Origin of the sequence: Streptomyces sp. H39-C1 (assembly GCF_027158125.1) — a bacterium.
In the GTDB taxonomy this organism is placed as follows: Bacteria; Actinomycetota; Actinomycetes; order Streptomycetales; family Streptomycetaceae; genus Actinacidiphila; species Actinacidiphila fildesensis.
The window spans coordinates 30936-45434 of record NZ_JAPVLS010000031.1; the positions used below are offsets into that span (position 1 = coordinate 30936).

The window sequence follows — 14499 nt, forward strand, 5'->3', positions numbered from 1 at the left end:
CGGTGGTGGGAGCTGACGGACGGGTCGGGTGGCTGAGATCAGATCCAGCCGGGGCTGTCGGTGCCCCACAACGTGGGCGGACGGGTCCAGTCGCCGGGGCCGCCGGCGTAGCCGACCGGGGGACGGGCGTACTGGAGGCGGCCGTACGGGGAGGGCGTTTCGGCCAGCCAGGAGCCCGGGTCGTAGGCCGCACCGTCGGTGGCGGCGGGGCGGATACCGTGCCTCAGCCAGGAGGCGGTTCCCGCCAGGGAGAACCGCAGCTGCCGGCCTCCGCCGGTGTCCTGACGGTCGGTGAGCGCGCGCAGCACCGCGGCGGCGAGCAGATATCCGGTGCCGTGGTCCAAGGCCTGGGCAGGGAGCACTCCGGGGTGTCCGTCAGGTGCGGACTCGATCCCGGCGATGCCGCAGGCGGCCTGGACCAGGCTGTCGAAGCCGCGGCGTCCGGCCCACGGCCCTTCCCAGCCCCAGGCGCAGAGCTGGGCGACGATCAGTCCGGGCCGCCGCTCCAGCAGTGCCCGCGGAGCGAGACCGTGGCGGTCCAGGGCGCCCGGCCGGTAGCCGGTGATCACGACATCGGCCGAGGAGAGCAGTTCCTCGAACAGCAGCCGGTCCTTGGGTACATCGAGGTCCAGCAGCGTCGAGCGCTTGCCGAAACCCGTATCGGCGTGGGCGTCCGGATGTTCCGGGAGCCGGGGGGAATCGACGCGCAGCACATCCGCGCCGAGCAGCGCCAGCGTGCGGGTGGCCACCGGTCCGGCGATGACCCTGGTCAGGTCGAGCACCCTGACGCCGGCGGCCGGCAGCGCCGCGGCCCGCAGGGTGGCGGCCGCGCCGTCCCCGGTCCGACGGGACTCGACGAGGGGGAGTTCCGCTCGGCTGCCCTCCGCCATGCCGACGGCCACGGCCAGCCCACCCTCCGCCTGAACCGTCTCCTGGATCCATCGGGCGGGACGGGTCAGCAGCCGGTCCGCGAGCCGCTGTGCCAGTGCGCCGTCGTCGCCCTCGTCCGGGATCTCCAGTGTGGCCAGCAGCCGGGCGCGGTGGTGCGGGTAGTTGGCGTGGGTCCTGACCCAGCCGTCGGCCGCCGGCCAGAAGCCGGACAGCGGGGCGAACGACGTCGGCTTCCGGCCGTCGATCCGCAGATGCCGTTCACTGACGAAGGCGGTGGCCACCGCCCCCTCGTCCACCCGCACCTCCGGTACGGATCCCCCGGCGCGGCGCGCGAACAGCTCCGCGGCCGCCAGCGAGCACACCCCCACCGTCGCGCGCGCCAGCTCCCGCACCGGAAGCCGGGACGGCAGAACACCGCGTGACGCGATGTACGACACCCCCTCGACCAGCTCCGCCGGACCGCCGAGCGCGGCCCAGGCGTGAGCGGTCGCCGCATCGATTCCCTCAGTCATCGACCCATTGTGCTGCAGGCCCTGGCCGGTGGCCCAAGCCGGTTCCCCGCGCCCCACTGGCGACCTCGCGAGCGGCCCCGGGACGGCGCTCGCTTTCACGCCCCGTTTTCACGCCCCGTGCGAACGGCGCGCGCCGGCGCACGGTGTTCGCACGGTGACGCGCGGGCCCGGAAGGGGGAAGCTCGAGGCAGTCCCGATCCTCCCGTACAGAAGGCGAAAGGGGTGCGGCAGAGGCACCGTCCGTGCACGCCCGGCCCGGTGTGAGCGGATTCGAGAAGCGGCGTTTCAGCGGGCGTTCGCGCATCCGCCTCCCAGGCGCCGTCAGACGCCGTGATGCCGTCACGACGTCCCACCCCGCCCCGAAACCGAGGCGGGGCGGGGTGGCGTGCCCGGCCACGGCGCGGTGCACCCCCTCAGAGGGGCAGGGTGTCCTTCAGAGGACCGCGCTGAGGAATTCGCGGGTGCGGGTGTGTTCCGGGGCCTCGAACAGCTGGTCCGGGGGCCCGACTTCGAGGACATGGCCGTGGTCGAACATCATCACCCGGTCGGAGACATCGCGGGCGAAGCCCATCTCGTGCGTCACGCACAGCATGGTGATGTCGGTGCTCAGGGCGATGTCCCGCAGGACGTCGAGCACACCTGCCACGAGCTCCGGGTCGAGCGCGGACGTCACCTCGTCGAGGAGGAGGATGTCGGGCCGCATGGCGAGCGCGCGGGCGATGGCGACGCGTTGCTGCTGGCCGCCGGAGAGCTGGGTCGGATGGGCGTCGCACTTGTCGGCGAGGCCCACCAGGTCCAGCAGTTCGCGGCCGCGTTCCGCGGCCTCGTCGCGGCTGAGGCCGAGGACGTGGACCGGCGCCTCGGTGACGTTCTCCAGCACCTTCATGTTGGGGAACAGGTTGAACTGCTGGAAGACCATGCCGATCCGGCGCCGGCGTTCGCGGAGGTACTTCTCGTTGGCGGGCACCAGTCCGTCCCGGCCGCCCGGCATGTGGGAGAAGGGCTCCCCGTCGACATGAATGGTGCCTTCGGTGACGCGTTCGAGGGTCATGAGCAGCCGCAGGATGGTGGTCTTGCCGGAGCCGCTCGGCCCGATGAGCGTCACCCGCTCACCTCGTCGCAGCCCGAAGTCGAGCTGGTCCAGGACCGTGTGGTCGCCGAACCGCTTCACCACCTGGTCGAAGCGGACCATGTCCGCGACCGGGGAATCGTTGGCCGGGGAATCGTTGCGGAGAGCGTCGCCCTTGTTGGTGAGCGCGTCGTCCACGGCCTCGGCGTGGCTGCCGGGGCCGGTCTCTTCCTTGGGGTCGGTGTCACTGAGCAAGGCGCTTCTCCAGTCTTCTCATCAGCATCGAGGTCGGGTAGCTCGCCACGAGGAAGATCGCGGCGGCGAGGGTGAAGGCCTCCAGATAGGCGAAGTGGACGCTGCCGTATTCGTTCGCCTCGTGGACCATCTCCTGCACGGTGATCACCGAGAGGAACGGCGTCTCCTTGAACATGGAGATCACGTAGTTGCCCAGTGCCGGAACGACCTTGCGGACGGCCTGCGGCAGGATCACCGCGCGCCACACCCGGCCGCGCGGCAGCGAGAGCGCGACGGCCGCCTCCCACTGCCCCTGGGGTACGGCGTCGATTCCGGCGCGGTACACCTCGGAGGTGTACATCGCGTAGTGGATGCCGAGGACGGCGATGCCGATGGTCAGCGGATCCAGGCCGGGCACGAGCACCCAGACGGCGAACAGCTGGATCATCACCGGGGTGGAGCGTACGAACTCCACGACGATGCGGACGGGCACGGTGACCCATCGGGTCGGGGCGCGGCGGAGCACGGCGATCAGCAGCCCGAGCACCATGGCGACGACGGATCCGAGCACCGTGGCGAGCAGGGTGATCCCGAAGCCGTGCAGGACCACGGGCAGTCCCTCTCGGGCGGTGTTCCAGTCCCACATCACACACCACCCGCCCTTGCGGCGCGGCCGTCGGGATCCGTGATGCCGGCGGACGGCGGCTTGAGGACGTGGCGCAGTCCGCTGCCCTGGCCCAGCCGGGCCTTGGCCACTGCCTCCAGGGCGTTCATCAGCAGCGTCAGCGCGTAGGCGAGCACGAAGTAGATGACCAGGAGCGTCACGTACGCGGCCGCGGTGTTGCCCGTCGTCGAGCGCAACTGGTCCATCTGGAACGTCAGATCGGAGATGGTGATCAACGACAGCAGCGGTGTGCTCTTGAGCAGCTGGATGAGCAGGTTGTTGAAGGGCGGGATCATCTGGACCCAGGCCTGGGGCAGGATCACCCGGCGCATCCGCTGCCAGGGGCTCAGGTTGAGCGCGACGGCCGCCTCCCACTGCGCCTGGGGTACGGCGTTCAGCGCGCCGCGCACCACTTCGGAGCCGTAGGCGCCGTAGTTGAGACCGAAGGCCACGACGGCGCAGGCCAGCGGCTCAAGCTTGAACCCGAGGATCGGCAGCGCGAAGAACAGCCAGAACAGCTGGACGTACAGGGAGGTGCCGCGGAGGAACTCGACGACCACCCGCGACAGACCCCGGACGAGAAGCTGGTCCGAGCGGGACATGAAGCCGAGGACGAAGGCGAGGACGAGGGCCAGCAGCGCGCTGAGCACGGTGGCCTGGAGGGTGACGGAGACGCCCTGCCACACACTCGGCAGGGACCGGGAGAACTGTGTGAGGAATTCGCTCATCAGGTGTGCCCATCACGCCTTGCACAGGTCGGCTGTCCGCAGGGTGGCCGGCGGTACCTCCTGCTTGGTGAAGCCGTACTTCCCGATCAGCGCGACATAGTGCTCGGGGTCGCCGGTGATCTTCTTCAACTGGCCGTTGAACGCGTCCCGCAGTGTGGTGGCGTTCTGCCGGAAGACGGCGCCGCCGGGGCTGTACTGCTTCTTGCCCTTCAGCTCCGGCACGAACGGTTCGAGCACCTCGACGTCCGCGCCCTTGTTGGTCTTGGCCAGCCAGCGCAGGGATATCCCGGTCAGGGCGAACGCGTCGATCCGTCCCGCGACCAGCGCGTCGAGCCCGTCCTGCTGCTTGGCCAGCGACTTGACCTTGGAGTCCCCGACCCCGGCCCCGGCGGCGTACCCGGCCTCGACCGCCGCTGTCAGCACTCCTACGGTGGCGCCCTTCGCGGCGCACGAGGCGAGGTCGCTCAGGCCCTTGGGATTGCCCTTGCGCACCATCAGCGCGGTGGGGGAGATGAACTCCGGTTCCGAGAAGATGACCTTGTCGCACCGCTCCGGTGTGATCGCCATCCCGGCGCTCACCACGTCGAAACGGTCCGCCGCCAGTCCGGGGATGAGGGCGCCGAAGTCCGTGAGGGTGGGACGGAGGTCGGCCACCCCGAGCGCGGTGAAGATCTCCTTGTGCAGGGTCGGGGCCTCACCGGCCAGCGCGGTGCCGTCCTTGAACCCGTACGGCGCCTCGCCGGCGAACCCGACCCGCACGTATCCCTGCTTCCTGAGCTTCGCCAACAGGTCGCCCTCGCCCTTCGGCGCTCCTGTTCCGGTCTCGGTGCGGCTGCACGCCGTGAGCAGCCCCGGTACCACCGCCATACCCGTCAAGGTGGTGGTCCCGAGCAGGAATCCTCTGCGGGAGAAGGCGCTGCGCTGCGACATGGATGGTCCCTTCGGTCACGTGCGTCACCTGGTGCGTGACGCCACATGAGGGCCGCCCCTACCCGGCAACACCGTTTGCATTCAGGGAAATCGCAGGTGGGGGTGGATATCCGCAGATGTGTGGGATGCGCGGGTTGGGGCGATTACGCGGCGGCGGACCATTTGACGCGAGAGGGCCGCGCCGCGACGATCAACGGCATGGAAGCGCGGATTCTGCGGGCCGGTGACCGTGTGCCGACGCCCTGGAGCAACGGTGGCGGCGTGACGCGTGAGATCACGGTGGACCCGGCGCACGCGGGCCTGGCCGACTTCGGCTGGCGGGTGAGCCTCGCCGATGTCGTGGGGGACGGGCCGTACTCGGCCCTCCCGGATGTCGACAGGATCATCACCGTGGTCGACGGCCCGGGAATGGTGCTGACGATCGACGGTGCCATCCACCCGCCGATCCGTCCGCTGCGCCCGTTCGCGTTCCCCGGCGACGCCGTCACCGACTGCCGGCTGACGGGCGGCCCCATCGTCAATCTCAATGTGATGATCCGGCGCGGACGGGCGGCGGCAACGGTCGGGATCGTGGACGGCACGCACACGGCCCAGGTCCCCGTGAACGGTTCCGTGCTCCTCGTCGCCCTGACCGACGACGTCGGGTTCTTCGCCGACCCCGCTCTCGTCCCCGCCGTCGCTTCTGAGGACGGCCGGCTCGACCGCTTCGACGCGGTCTTCGTGTCGGGGACGGGTAGCGAGGTCGGGGCCGTGCGGTCCGAGGGCAGTGCGGCCGTCATCACCCTCGGACCCGCGGGCGACGCGCTCTAGGGCAGCCTAGCCACGCAGCCCGGCGCCGCATCGCGGACAGCGGGCCGGCGGGGGTCCGTCGGACACCGCGTCGCACTGCGGGCAGACGCGGTCGAGCCAGCAGGCGGACTCGCCGCCCTCCGGCTCGGCGACGGTGTCGGGCGGTCCGGCGGAGCCGTCGCGGCCGGCCGGTCCCGCCGGTTCCGCGGGTCCATCCGGTTCCGCGGGTTCGACGGGGTTCGTGGGGCTCATGGAAACCACTCTTCCACGCCGCCACGGCGCATTGTCAGTGGCGGGCGGCACGATGTCCTCATGACCGAGATCACCACGGCCCAGCTGGCCGACGCCGAGTCGTACGCGCGGGCCGTCACCGAGGCCACCGAAGCGTCCGCCGCCTATTACAGCGGCGGGGACTCCCGCCTCGACGATGCCACGTACGACCGGTTGGCGCGGGCGATCGCGGCCTATGAGGCCGAGCACCCCGCCGAGATCGTGCCGGCGTCGCCGACCGGCAAGGTCGCGGGCGGCGCGGTGCCGGCCGGTGAGGTGGAACATTCGGCGCGGATGATGTCACTGGACAACGTCTTCGACGGTGCCGAACTCTCGGCCTGGGCGGACTCCCTGGCCAAGCGGCTCGGCGGACCGGTGACAGGCGGCTACGCGGTCGAACCGAAGCTGGACGGGGTCGCCGTCGCCGCGCGCTACCGGGAGGGCCGCCTGGTCCAGCTGGTCACCCGTGGCGACGGCAGTTATGGCGAGGACGTCTCGCACGCCATCGGGACCATCGCCGGACTGCCGGACCGGCTCGACACCCCGGTGACGTTCGAGGTCCGCGGTGAAGTGCTGCTCACCACCGAGCAGTTCGAGCAGGCCAACCTCGTACGCGCCGAGTTCGGTGCCACCCCGTTCGCCAACCCCCGCAACGGTGCGGCCGGCACCCTGCGGGCGAAGGAACGGCCGTACGTCATCGAGATGACGTTCTGGGCCTACTCGGGACTGCCGCTGGAGGACGGTTCGGCGGAACTCGCGGCGCTGGCCCACAGCCGTGTCATGGAGATCGTCGCGGAGGCGGGTGTGCAGACCACCGCGGCCACTCCCGTGGGGCTGCGCACCTGTGCCTCGATCGAGGAGGTCCAGAGCCGCGTCGAGGAGATCGCCGCGCTGCGGGCCGCGCTGCCGTTCGGCATCGACGGAGTGGCGATCAAGGCGGACAACCCGGCCGACCAGGAGAAGGCCGGCTTCAGCTCCCGGGCCCCGCGCTGGGCGATCGCCTACAAGCTGCCCGCCGTGGAGCGCGTCACCCGGCTGCTCGCCGTGGAATGGAACGTCGGCAGGACCGGTGTCATCGCGCCGCGCGCCGTGCTCGAACCCGTCGAGATCGACGGCAGCACCGTCACCTACGCGACGCTGCACAACCCGGCCGACATCACCCGCCGGGACCTGCGGATCGGCGACCAGGTCACCGTCTACAAGGCCGGCGACATCATCCCGCGCATCGAGGCCCCGGTGGTCCAGCTCCGCACCGGGGCGGAGACGCCGATCGACTTCCCCACCGAATGCCCCCGCTGCGCCTCCGACATCGACACCACCCAGGAGCGCTGGCGCTGTGTGCGCGGCCGGGAGTGCGGGCAGCTCGCCTCGATCCGCTACGCGGTGGCACGGGACTGCCTCGACATCGACGGGATGGGGCACAAGCTCGTGACGCAGTTGGTGGAGTCCGGTCAGGTCACCGACTTCGCCGACGTGTTCACCCTCGATCGCGAGCAGGTGCTGGCGCTGGACCGGATGGGCGAGGTGAGCGCCGACAAACTGCTGGCGACGATCGCGGCCGCCAAGGACCGGCCGCTGAACCGGGTGTTCTGCGCGCTCGGCGTCCTCGGCACCGGCCGCAGCATCTCCCGGCGGATCGCCCGGCACTTCGGCACGATGGAGGCCATCCGGGCGGCGGACGCCGCCGCGCTGGAGGCCGTTGCCGGCATCGGCGCCGAGAAGGCCAGGGTCGTCGTCGCCCAGATCGCCGAACTGGCCCCGCTCATCGACAGGCTGACGGCCGCCGGGGTGAACATGACCGAGCCCGGAGTGCCGGCGCGGATGCCCGGTGACGGCGACGCCGACGGCGCGGCGGAGCCGCAGGAGGCCGTTCCGGCCGGCCCGCTGGCGGACCTGACGGTCGTGGTCACCGGCAGCATGACCGGTGCGCTGGCGGAGCTGTCCCGTACGGCGATGAACGAGCTGATCGAGAGTGCGGGCGGCAGGGCGTCGTCGAGCGTGTCGAAGAAGACCAGTCTGCTGGTGGCGGGGGAGAAGGCGGGTTCCAAGAGGGCCAAGGCGGCGGAACTCGGGATCAGGGTGATCGCCCCGGAGGAGTTCGCCGAGCTGCTCGGCGACCTCATACCGTGAGCGGCACGCGGCGTGGCCGCACTGCGGAACGCTAGGCGGTGGCCTCGCCCAGATAGACCCAGAGCGCGTTCTCGCGGACGAAGCGGCTCACTTCGTGCTGCGAGTCCGTGTGGCCGTGCAGTCGGTAGTGGGCGCGGAACTCCACCGTGCCCTCGGTGTGGAAGGCGCTGCCGTCCGTCGTCCCGACGATCTCCAGCCGGGTCCACTGCTGATCCGGCTCGAACTCGATGCCGGACGGCCGGGTGGTGGTGTGCCACGTCCTGAGCAGGTACGCGGCATCGCGGACGGCGAACGCGCTGAAGCGCGAGCGCATCAGCCGCTCCGCGGTGGGAGCCGCGGCCTGGCCGCTGTGGAGCCTGCCGCAGCAGTCGCGGTAGGACGCGTCCAGTCCGCAGGGGCAGGGCGAGGCGGGCCGGGCCGTCACTGAAGGGCGTGCGCTGTTCCGTGTCACCCCCTCATTGTGACGGCCCCGCGGCACCCGGAACTACGAGGCCACGGCCTGCGGCGCGGAGGACGGCCCGGAGTCCGCGGCGAGCCGTTGCCTGGCGGACTCGACCGCCCGGCCGACCGTACGGACACCGGTGATCACGCACAGGGTGTAGGCGGTGTCCTCGAGCCGGCGGTGGTCCAGCGACCCGGCCGAGTCGCCCCGGACCTGCGCGGCGAGCGCCTCGTAGCGCTCCAGTAAGTCGCGCAGGACAGCGGGATGGGCCATCAGCATGGTCGTACTCCTTGGGTGAGTGGCACGAGGTGCCCGACGGGACGGCGTTCGGTCCTGTCGGGAGTGCTCTCGGCCTGGTTCTCGATTCCCACGAGACCGCCTCGACGATCGGACGACCCGATGACGGGACGACCCGTGGTGCGCCGAGTGGTTCCCGGCCCTACGGCGCCTACCCGTGTCCCGGGGAGCGATGCCGTACATCGTCCAGAATCCGTGACAGCGGCAGCGGTTGACGGCGCGCCCGTACGTCCAGCAGGGCACGGAAGCAGCTGTCGCACAGGGCCAGGGGCGCGCGCAGGCCGAGGTCGCGGACCGTCCGATCGGTACGGCCGCACTCGTCACAGGCTGCCAGATCCGCTGATCCCGCCACACTGTCGATGCTGCTCCCGGATCGGGCCGCGGGGTAGGGGGCATCCCGGTCTCATGGGCGCGGATCCGGCGGGAAGGGTGCGCCCGGGGCCCGCCCACCGGAAAGCCTCAAGATCGCTGAACGGTCCCTCGCCACATGGCAGTTGGTGGCACTCGGCCTGCTGGGGGAGACGGTCGCGGGCGAATGGTAAAGAGCCTTGACAGTCCGTTGGTCTAGTCCAATCATGGGCACTGCTCGGCTCTCCTCGTGACACCGCACCGCGTATCCCCCCATTCGCCGGCTCATTCTGTGGGAGCGTTCATGAGACGACCAAGATCCGTCCGGGTACTGCTGACCGCACTGGCCACGGCCGCCGCGTCCCTCGGCCTGGTGGTCGCGGGCGGCACCGCCGCGCATGCCGCGACCCCGATCCCCACCCATGTCTTCGCGCCGTACTTCGAGGCGTACAACGGCGACAGCATGTCGGCGCTGTCCGCGCAGTCCGGTGCGAAGTACCTGACGATGGCGTTCATCCAGACGCCGTCGAAGGGTTCCTGCACGCCGTACTGGAACGGCGACACGGGCATGCCGATCGCCCAGTCCAGCTTCGGCGCCGACATCGCGACCATGCGGGCGGCCGGCGGTGACGTCATCCCGTCCTTCGGCGGTTACACCGCGGACAACACCGGCACCGAGCTGGCGGACAGCTGCACGAACGTCAACTCCATCGCCGCCGCCTTCGAGAACGTCATCACCACCTACGACGTGACGCGGATCGACCTCGACATCGAGGACAACTCGCTCACCAACACCGCCGGCATCGACCGCCGGAACAAGGCGATCAAGCTGGTCGAGGACTGGGCGGCGGCGAACGGGCGCACCGTCCAGTTCTCCTACACGCTGCCGACCACTACCAGCGGACTGGCCTCCAGCGGACTGGCCGTCCTGCGCAACGCCGTGACGAACAACGCCCGCATCGACGTCGTGAACCTGATGACGTTCGACTACTACGACGGCGCCTCCCACCAGATGGCGACCGACACCCAGACCGCCACCACCGGCCTGCGCGGTCAACTGGGCACGCTCTACCCCGCGAAGAGCGACGCGCAGCTGTGGGGGATGGTCGGCATCACGGAGATGCCCGGCATCGACGACTTCGGCCCCGCCGAGACGTTCCGGACCGCCGACGCGGCGACCGTCTACAACTGGGCCGTCTCCAAGGGCATCGCCTCGCTGTCCTTCTGGGCACTCCAGCGCGACAACGGCGGCTGCCCCGGCACCGGGGGATCGGACTCCTGCTCGGGCATCGCGCAGAGCACCTGGTTCTTCAGCCACGCCTTCGCGCCGTTCACCGGCGGCGGAGGCCCGGTCACCAATGACTTCTCGGTCACCACCGCACCCGCCGCCGGATCGGTGGACCCCGGCGCCTCGCTGACCGCGACGGTGAAGACCGCCGTCACGGCCGGCTCGGCGCAGACCGTCAACCTGACGGCGTCCGGCGCCCCCGCGGGTGTGACGGTGGGCGTCAGCCCCGCCTCGGTCACCGCCGGCGGGTCCGCGACCCTGACGGCCACCGCCTCCGGCACGGCGGCGGCCGGAACGTACGCGGTGACGGTCACCGGCTCGGCGGCGTCCGGCAGCCACTCGACGACGTACGCCCTCACCGTCACCGGTCCCGGCGGATCGGGTGTGCTGGTCAACGGCGGTCTGGAGAGCGGGAGTCTGACCCCGTGGACCTGCCAGCCCGGGGGAGCGGTCGTCGCCACTCCTGCGCACGCCGGCACCCACGCGCTGCTGGTGGCGCCCACGTCGGGCCAGACCGGCCAGTGCGGGCAGAGCGTCGCCCTGGCGCCGAACCACAGCTACACACTGTCCGGGTGGGTGCAGGGCAGTTACGCCTACCTCGGGGTGAGCGGCGGTGCTTCGGCGAGCACCTGGACGTCCTCCGGCGGCTGGACCAAGCTCACCGTCCCCTTCACCACCGGCGCCTCCGGAACGGTCACCGTGTACCTGCACGGCTGGTACGCCCAGGGCAACGTCTACGGGGACGACTTCTCGATCACGTAGCACCCTCGCTACCCTGGTCCCGGCCTGCCCGGTCGGCGGGCCGTCGTCTACAGTCACACCCAACGTCTACAATTCTGTAGACGTTGGGTGTGCCCATGAGGGCCCTCGTTGACAACGGCGCCGCCAAGCCGGTCATTCGACGCAATTTCCAGGGACGGGACCAATGAGCGCGATCGGCGTCGGCCAAGCCGCCATTCTCGGAGTGGTGGAAGGGGTCACCGAATTCCTCCCGGTGTCCTCCACCGGCCACCTCAAGATCACCGAGGGGCTGATGAACATCCCGGTGGACGACAAGGCGGTGGTCGGCTTCACGGCGGTCATCCAGGTCGGGGCCATCGCGGCCGTCCTGGTCTATTTCTTCCGCGACATCGTGCGGTTCGCGAGCGCCTGGGGACGCGGCATCGCCAACAAGAGCGAACGCGACAGCCACGACTACAAGTTCGCCTGGTGGGTCATCTACGCCACGATCCCGATCGTCGTCGTCGGCCTCCTCGCCAAGCCGCTCATCGACGGCCCGCTCGCCTCGCTGTGGGTGGTGGCCGGCTCGCTGATCGGCGGCAGCATCGTGATGTGGGTGGCCGAACAGATGGCCAGGTTCAAGCGCGGGGAGGACGAGATCACCCTCAAGGACGCCATGATCGTCGGCTCCTCCCAGATCCTCGCGCTGCTCTTCCCCGGCTTCTCCCGCTCCGGCGCCACGATCTCCACCGGCCTGATCCGCGACCTGGACCGGCTGGCCGCGACCCGGCTCTCGTTCTTCCTGTCGATCCCGGCGCTCACCGGCGCGGGACTCTACGAGCTCAAGGACGCCACCGGCGGTGGTGTCGACACGATTTCTCTCGTCGTGGGCACGCTGGTGTCGTTCGTGGTCGCCTACGCGTCGATCGCCTGGCTGCTGAAGTACGTCGCCAAGCACTCGTTCAACCTCTTCGTGGTCTACCGCATCATCATCGGGGTCCTGCTGTTCTCCCTGCTCGGCACCGGCGTCCTGGAGGCCTGAGGTCCCGCCGGAACCGTCACGTGTGTGCCCGGAGCGCCGGGGTATACGAGGCCTCGACGGTGTGGACTTCCTGAGGAGGACGACATGGCGGGCTCGGTAGTGACGAGGACCTCCCCGACCGCTGTGCGGTTGCCGGAGGCGGACGTGGACCGGGTGGAACTGCCGCGGGTGGAGTGCCCGGGAAAGCTCGCACCCAAGGACGCGCGGCAGCTGTCGAAGCTGTTCTTCGACCGGCTGCGGGAGCTCGATGAGGGCACCCACGAATACCAGTACGCCCGTAGCACCCTCATCGAGCTGAACATATCGCTGGTGAACTTCGCCGCCGGGCGGTTCCGCAACCGGTCCGAGCCGCGCGAGGACATCGTGCAGGTCGGGACGATCGGCCTGATCAAGGCGATCGACCGGTTCGACCTGTCGCGCGAGGTGGAGTTCACCACGTTCGCCATTCCGTACATCACCGGCGAGATCAAGCGCTTCTTCCGGGACACCAGCTGGGCCGTGCACGTACCGCGGCGGCTGCAGGAACTGCGCCTGGAGCTGGCCAAGGCCACCGAGGAGCTGGCCGGCCGGCTGGACCGCGCGCCCACCACCGACGAGCTGGCGGCGCTGCTCGACCTGACTCCCGCGGAGGTCACCGAGGGCCAGCTGGCCAGCAACGGCTACGTGGCCGGGTCCATCGACATCCCCGCGGGCGAGGAGGAGGGCAGCGGCGAAGGCGTGCTGGCCGACCGGCTCGGCGACCTCGACCCCGCGCTGGAGTTCGTGGAGAACCTCCAGTCCCTCAAACCGCTGCTGGCCGAGCTCGCCCCCCGCGACCGCCGCATCCTGAACATGCGGTTCGGCGCCGAGATGACCCAGGCGGAGATCGGCGCGGAGCTGGGGATCTCGCAGATGCACGTCTCGCGGCTGCTCACCCGGACCCTGACGCGGCTGCGCGGTCAGCTGCTGATCCAGGAGTGATCCGGCAGAAGGTGTGAGGACCGGCGGTGGGGCCGCTCGCGGACAGTGCGCGAGCGGCCCCACCGGCGTGCTGAGCCGGCCGCGGCAGTCCTGCTGACGGCACCGACGGCCCTGCACGGCCTGCTGAGCGGACCGGCGGCCCTACGCGGTGAGGGCGAAGTACACGCGCAGCGTCGTGCCGGCCGCCGTCGTGTGCATCCGCAGCAGGTCGGCGAGGTGGTTGACGAGCAGCATCCCGCGGCCGCCGGGGGTGGCGCGCACGACCGGGATTCGGCCGACGAGCGGATCGGTGAGGTGTCCGCGGTCGCGCAGCTCGCAGACGAGGTGGCCGTCCTCGGTCCACAGCCGCAGAGTGCCGGAGCCGCCGCCGTGCAGGATGGTGTTGGTGGCCAGTTCGTTGACGGCCAGCTCCACGTCCGGGATCCGGCCCAGGTCCAGGCCGGCGCCGACGGCGTACCGGGACGCGGCGAGCCGGGGCTCGGTCAGGGTCGCGTTGTCGAAGGCCAGCGTCAGCGCGCCGTCCGGGGCCTCGGGCAGCGGCAGGTTCCACTTCGCGACGATGTAGGTGGGGGCGTAGTCCGGGCTGCGGACGCTGCCCGCGTCGTCGATGAGGACCGGGTGGGTGGCCGCGGCGTCGGCCAGGACGTCCGGGCTGAGCCCGTCGACGTCGTAGGGGCACAGGATCGTGACGTCGCGGTCGGCGAAGGCGAGGTTGATCAGTGCCTCGTGCTGGACGCAGGCCGGGTACTCGGTGGCTGAGCGCCCCTGCCAGATCGGCTCGCCGATGATCCGCACCCGGCGGCCGGGGTGGGCGTCGGCGAAGGCCCGCAGCACGCCGGGGATGATCCGGCCCGGATTCCGGCCGGCCCGTGTCATGTCGAGCAGGCTCACCTCGCCGGCGCGGTCGTCGAGCGCCTTCTCGAGCAGGGCCAGATTCGGGCCGGGAACGGCGACGGCGACCGGCTCGCCCCGGTCGAGTCCCTCGGTGATGAAGGGCACGGTTCCGGCAAGGTAGGCGTCGCTGCCGCGGTAGAGGAGCGCCGGATGCGCGAACTCGCCGCGGCGGGTCGTGTCCTGCGGTATCGCGCTCATCTCCACTACCCCTCCATCGACAGCGGCCCCGTCCGCGACCACACCGCGGCTTCCGCCCTCAAGGATGCATTGTGCTCGATGGGGAGTCTGCCC

Annotated in this window: 14 protein-coding genes; 5 read left to right on the forward strand and 9 right to left on the reverse strand. The window is 70.7% G+C overall.

Annotation, left to right across the window (positions count from 1 at the left end; genetic code table 11):
- Positions 1-38 precede the first annotated feature (38 nt).
- The 5 genes from O3W51_RS21280 to ehuB all read right to left on the reverse strand — a co-directional run bounded on the left by O3W51_RS21280 (position 39) and on the right by ehuB (position 5028).
- Complete coding sequence (locus tag O3W51_RS21280; RefSeq protein ID WP_138353387.1) at positions 39-1403, reverse strand: CoA transferase; 1365 nt, start codon at positions 1401-1403, stop codon at positions 39-41.
- 433 nt (positions 1404-1836) lie between these two features.
- Positions 1837-2727, reverse strand: coding sequence for an ectoine/hydroxyectoine ABC transporter ATP-binding protein EhuA (gene ehuA, locus O3W51_RS21285; RefSeq protein WP_443048313.1), 891 nt, complete (start codon positions 2725-2727; stop codon positions 1837-1839).
- Positions 2717-3352 carry an ectoine/hydroxyectoine ABC transporter permease subunit EhuD gene (ehuD, locus tag O3W51_RS21290; protein ID WP_138353388.1) on the reverse strand — a complete coding sequence of 212 codons (636 nt, stop codon included), beginning with the start codon at positions 3350-3352 and terminating at the stop codon, positions 2717-2719. The genes ehuA and ehuD overlap by 11 nt, the downstream gene beginning before the upstream one ends.
- Complete coding sequence (gene ehuC / locus O3W51_RS21295; RefSeq protein ID WP_138353389.1) at positions 3352-4098, reverse strand: ectoine/hydroxyectoine ABC transporter permease subunit EhuC; 747 nt, start codon at positions 4096-4098, stop codon at positions 3352-3354. The genes ehuD and ehuC overlap by 1 nt, the downstream gene beginning before the upstream one ends.
- 12 nt (positions 4099-4110) lie before the next feature.
- Positions 4111-5028 carry an ectoine/hydroxyectoine ABC transporter substrate-binding protein EhuB gene (gene ehuB / locus O3W51_RS21300; protein WP_138353390.1) on the reverse strand — a complete coding sequence of 306 codons (918 nt, stop codon included), beginning with the start codon at positions 5026-5028 and terminating at the stop codon, positions 4111-4113.
- 198 nt (positions 5029-5226) lie between these two features.
- On the opposite strand from ehuB, the gene O3W51_RS21305 reads away from it, so the two are divergent.
- Positions 5227-5838 carry a HutD/Ves family protein gene (locus O3W51_RS21305; RefSeq protein ID WP_138353391.1) on the forward strand — a complete coding sequence of 204 codons (612 nt, stop codon included), beginning with the start codon at positions 5227-5229 and terminating at the stop codon, positions 5836-5838.
- A 6-nt stretch (positions 5839-5844) separates the two neighbouring features.
- Here O3W51_RS21305 and O3W51_RS21310 read toward each other — a convergent pair whose 3' ends face one another.
- Positions 5845-6069, reverse strand: a complete 225-nt coding sequence (locus O3W51_RS21310; protein WP_138353392.1) for a hypothetical protein — start codon at positions 6067-6069, stop codon at positions 5845-5847.
- A gap of 60 nt (positions 6070-6129) precedes the next feature.
- Here O3W51_RS21310 and ligA point away from each other — a divergent pair, with 60 nt between their 5' ends.
- Positions 6130-8217, forward strand: a complete 2088-nt coding sequence (ligA, locus tag O3W51_RS21315) for an NAD-dependent DNA ligase LigA (RefSeq protein WP_138353393.1) — start codon at positions 6130-6132, stop codon at positions 8215-8217.
- A 31-nt stretch (positions 8218-8248) separates the two neighbouring features.
- On the opposite strand, the gene O3W51_RS21320 is transcribed toward ligA, so the two are convergent.
- Entirely contained in the window at positions 8249-8668 is a 420-nt protein-coding gene (locus O3W51_RS21320) for a YchJ family protein (RefSeq protein ID WP_138353394.1), read from the reverse strand.
- Between the two features lie 33 nt (positions 8669-8701).
- On the reverse strand, positions 8702-8938 hold the full coding sequence (locus O3W51_RS21325) for a DUF5133 domain-containing protein (RefSeq protein ID WP_138353395.1): 237 nt from the start codon (positions 8936-8938) through the stop codon (positions 8702-8704).
- 670 nt (positions 8939-9608) lie between these two features.
- Here O3W51_RS21325 and O3W51_RS21330 point away from each other — a divergent pair.
- The 3 genes from O3W51_RS21330 (at position 9609) to O3W51_RS21340 (ending at position 13314) form a co-directional block, all read left to right on the forward strand.
- Positions 9609-11354 carry a glycosyl hydrolase family 18 protein gene (locus O3W51_RS21330; RefSeq protein ID WP_138353396.1) on the forward strand — a complete coding sequence of 582 codons (1746 nt, stop codon included), beginning with the start codon at positions 9609-9611 and terminating at the stop codon, positions 11352-11354.
- Positions 11355-11517: 163 nt separating this feature from the next.
- The gene (locus O3W51_RS21335) at positions 11518-12354 is read left to right on the forward strand and encodes an undecaprenyl-diphosphate phosphatase (protein ID WP_138353397.1); all 837 of its coding nucleotides are present in this window, start codon (positions 11518-11520) and stop codon (positions 12352-12354) included.
- A gap of 84 nt (positions 12355-12438) precedes the next feature.
- Positions 12439-13314, forward strand: a complete 876-nt coding sequence (locus tag O3W51_RS21340) for a SigB/SigF/SigG family RNA polymerase sigma factor (RefSeq protein WP_138353398.1) — start codon at positions 12439-12441, stop codon at positions 13312-13314.
- Positions 13315-13455: 141 nt separating this feature from the next.
- Here O3W51_RS21340 and O3W51_RS21345 read toward each other — a convergent pair whose 3' ends face one another.
- On the reverse strand, positions 13456-14406 hold the full coding sequence (locus O3W51_RS21345) for an anti-sigma factor RsbA family regulatory protein (RefSeq protein ID WP_138353399.1): 951 nt from the start codon (positions 14404-14406) through the stop codon (positions 13456-13458).
- Between the last annotated feature and the right edge of the window lie 93 nt (positions 14407-14499).

Coding starts and splice junctions, on each gene's coding strand:
- O3W51_RS21340 (WP_138353398.1), top strand. CDS start 12,439: ATGGCGGGCTCGGTAGTGACGAGGACCTCCCCGACCGCTGTGCGGTTG.
- O3W51_RS21280 (WP_138353387.1), bottom strand. CDS start 1,403: ATGACTGAGGGAATCGATGCGGCGACCGCTCACGCCTGGGCCGCGCTC.
- O3W51_RS21335 (WP_138353397.1), top strand. CDS start 11,518: ATGAGCGCGATCGGCGTCGGCCAAGCCGCCATTCTCGGAGTGGTGGAA.
- ehuD (WP_138353388.1), bottom strand. CDS start 3,352: ATGTGGGACTGGAACACCGCCCGAGAGGGACTGCCCGTGGTCCTGCAC.
- O3W51_RS21305 (WP_138353391.1), top strand. CDS start 5,227: ATGGAAGCGCGGATTCTGCGGGCCGGTGACCGTGTGCCGACGCCCTGG.
- ehuC (WP_138353389.1), bottom strand. CDS start 4,098: ATGAGCGAATTCCTCACACAGTTCTCCCGGTCCCTGCCGAGTGTGTGG.
- O3W51_RS21330 (WP_138353396.1), top strand. CDS start 9,609: ATGAGACGACCAAGATCCGTCCGGGTACTGCTGACCGCACTGGCCACG.
- ehuB (WP_138353390.1), bottom strand. CDS start 5,028: ATGTCGCAGCGCAGCGCCTTCTCCCGCAGAGGATTCCTGCTCGGGACC.
- O3W51_RS21345 (WP_138353399.1), bottom strand. CDS start 14,406: ATGAGCGCGATACCGCAGGACACGACCCGCCGCGGCGAGTTCGCGCAT.
- O3W51_RS21310 (WP_138353392.1), bottom strand. CDS start 6,069: ATGAGCCCCACGAACCCCGTCGAACCCGCGGAACCGGATGGACCCGCG.
- O3W51_RS21325 (WP_138353395.1), bottom strand. CDS start 8,938: ATGCTGATGGCCCATCCCGCTGTCCTGCGCGACTTACTGGAGCGCTAC.
- ligA (WP_138353393.1), top strand. CDS start 6,130: ATGACCGAGATCACCACGGCCCAGCTGGCCGACGCCGAGTCGTACGCG.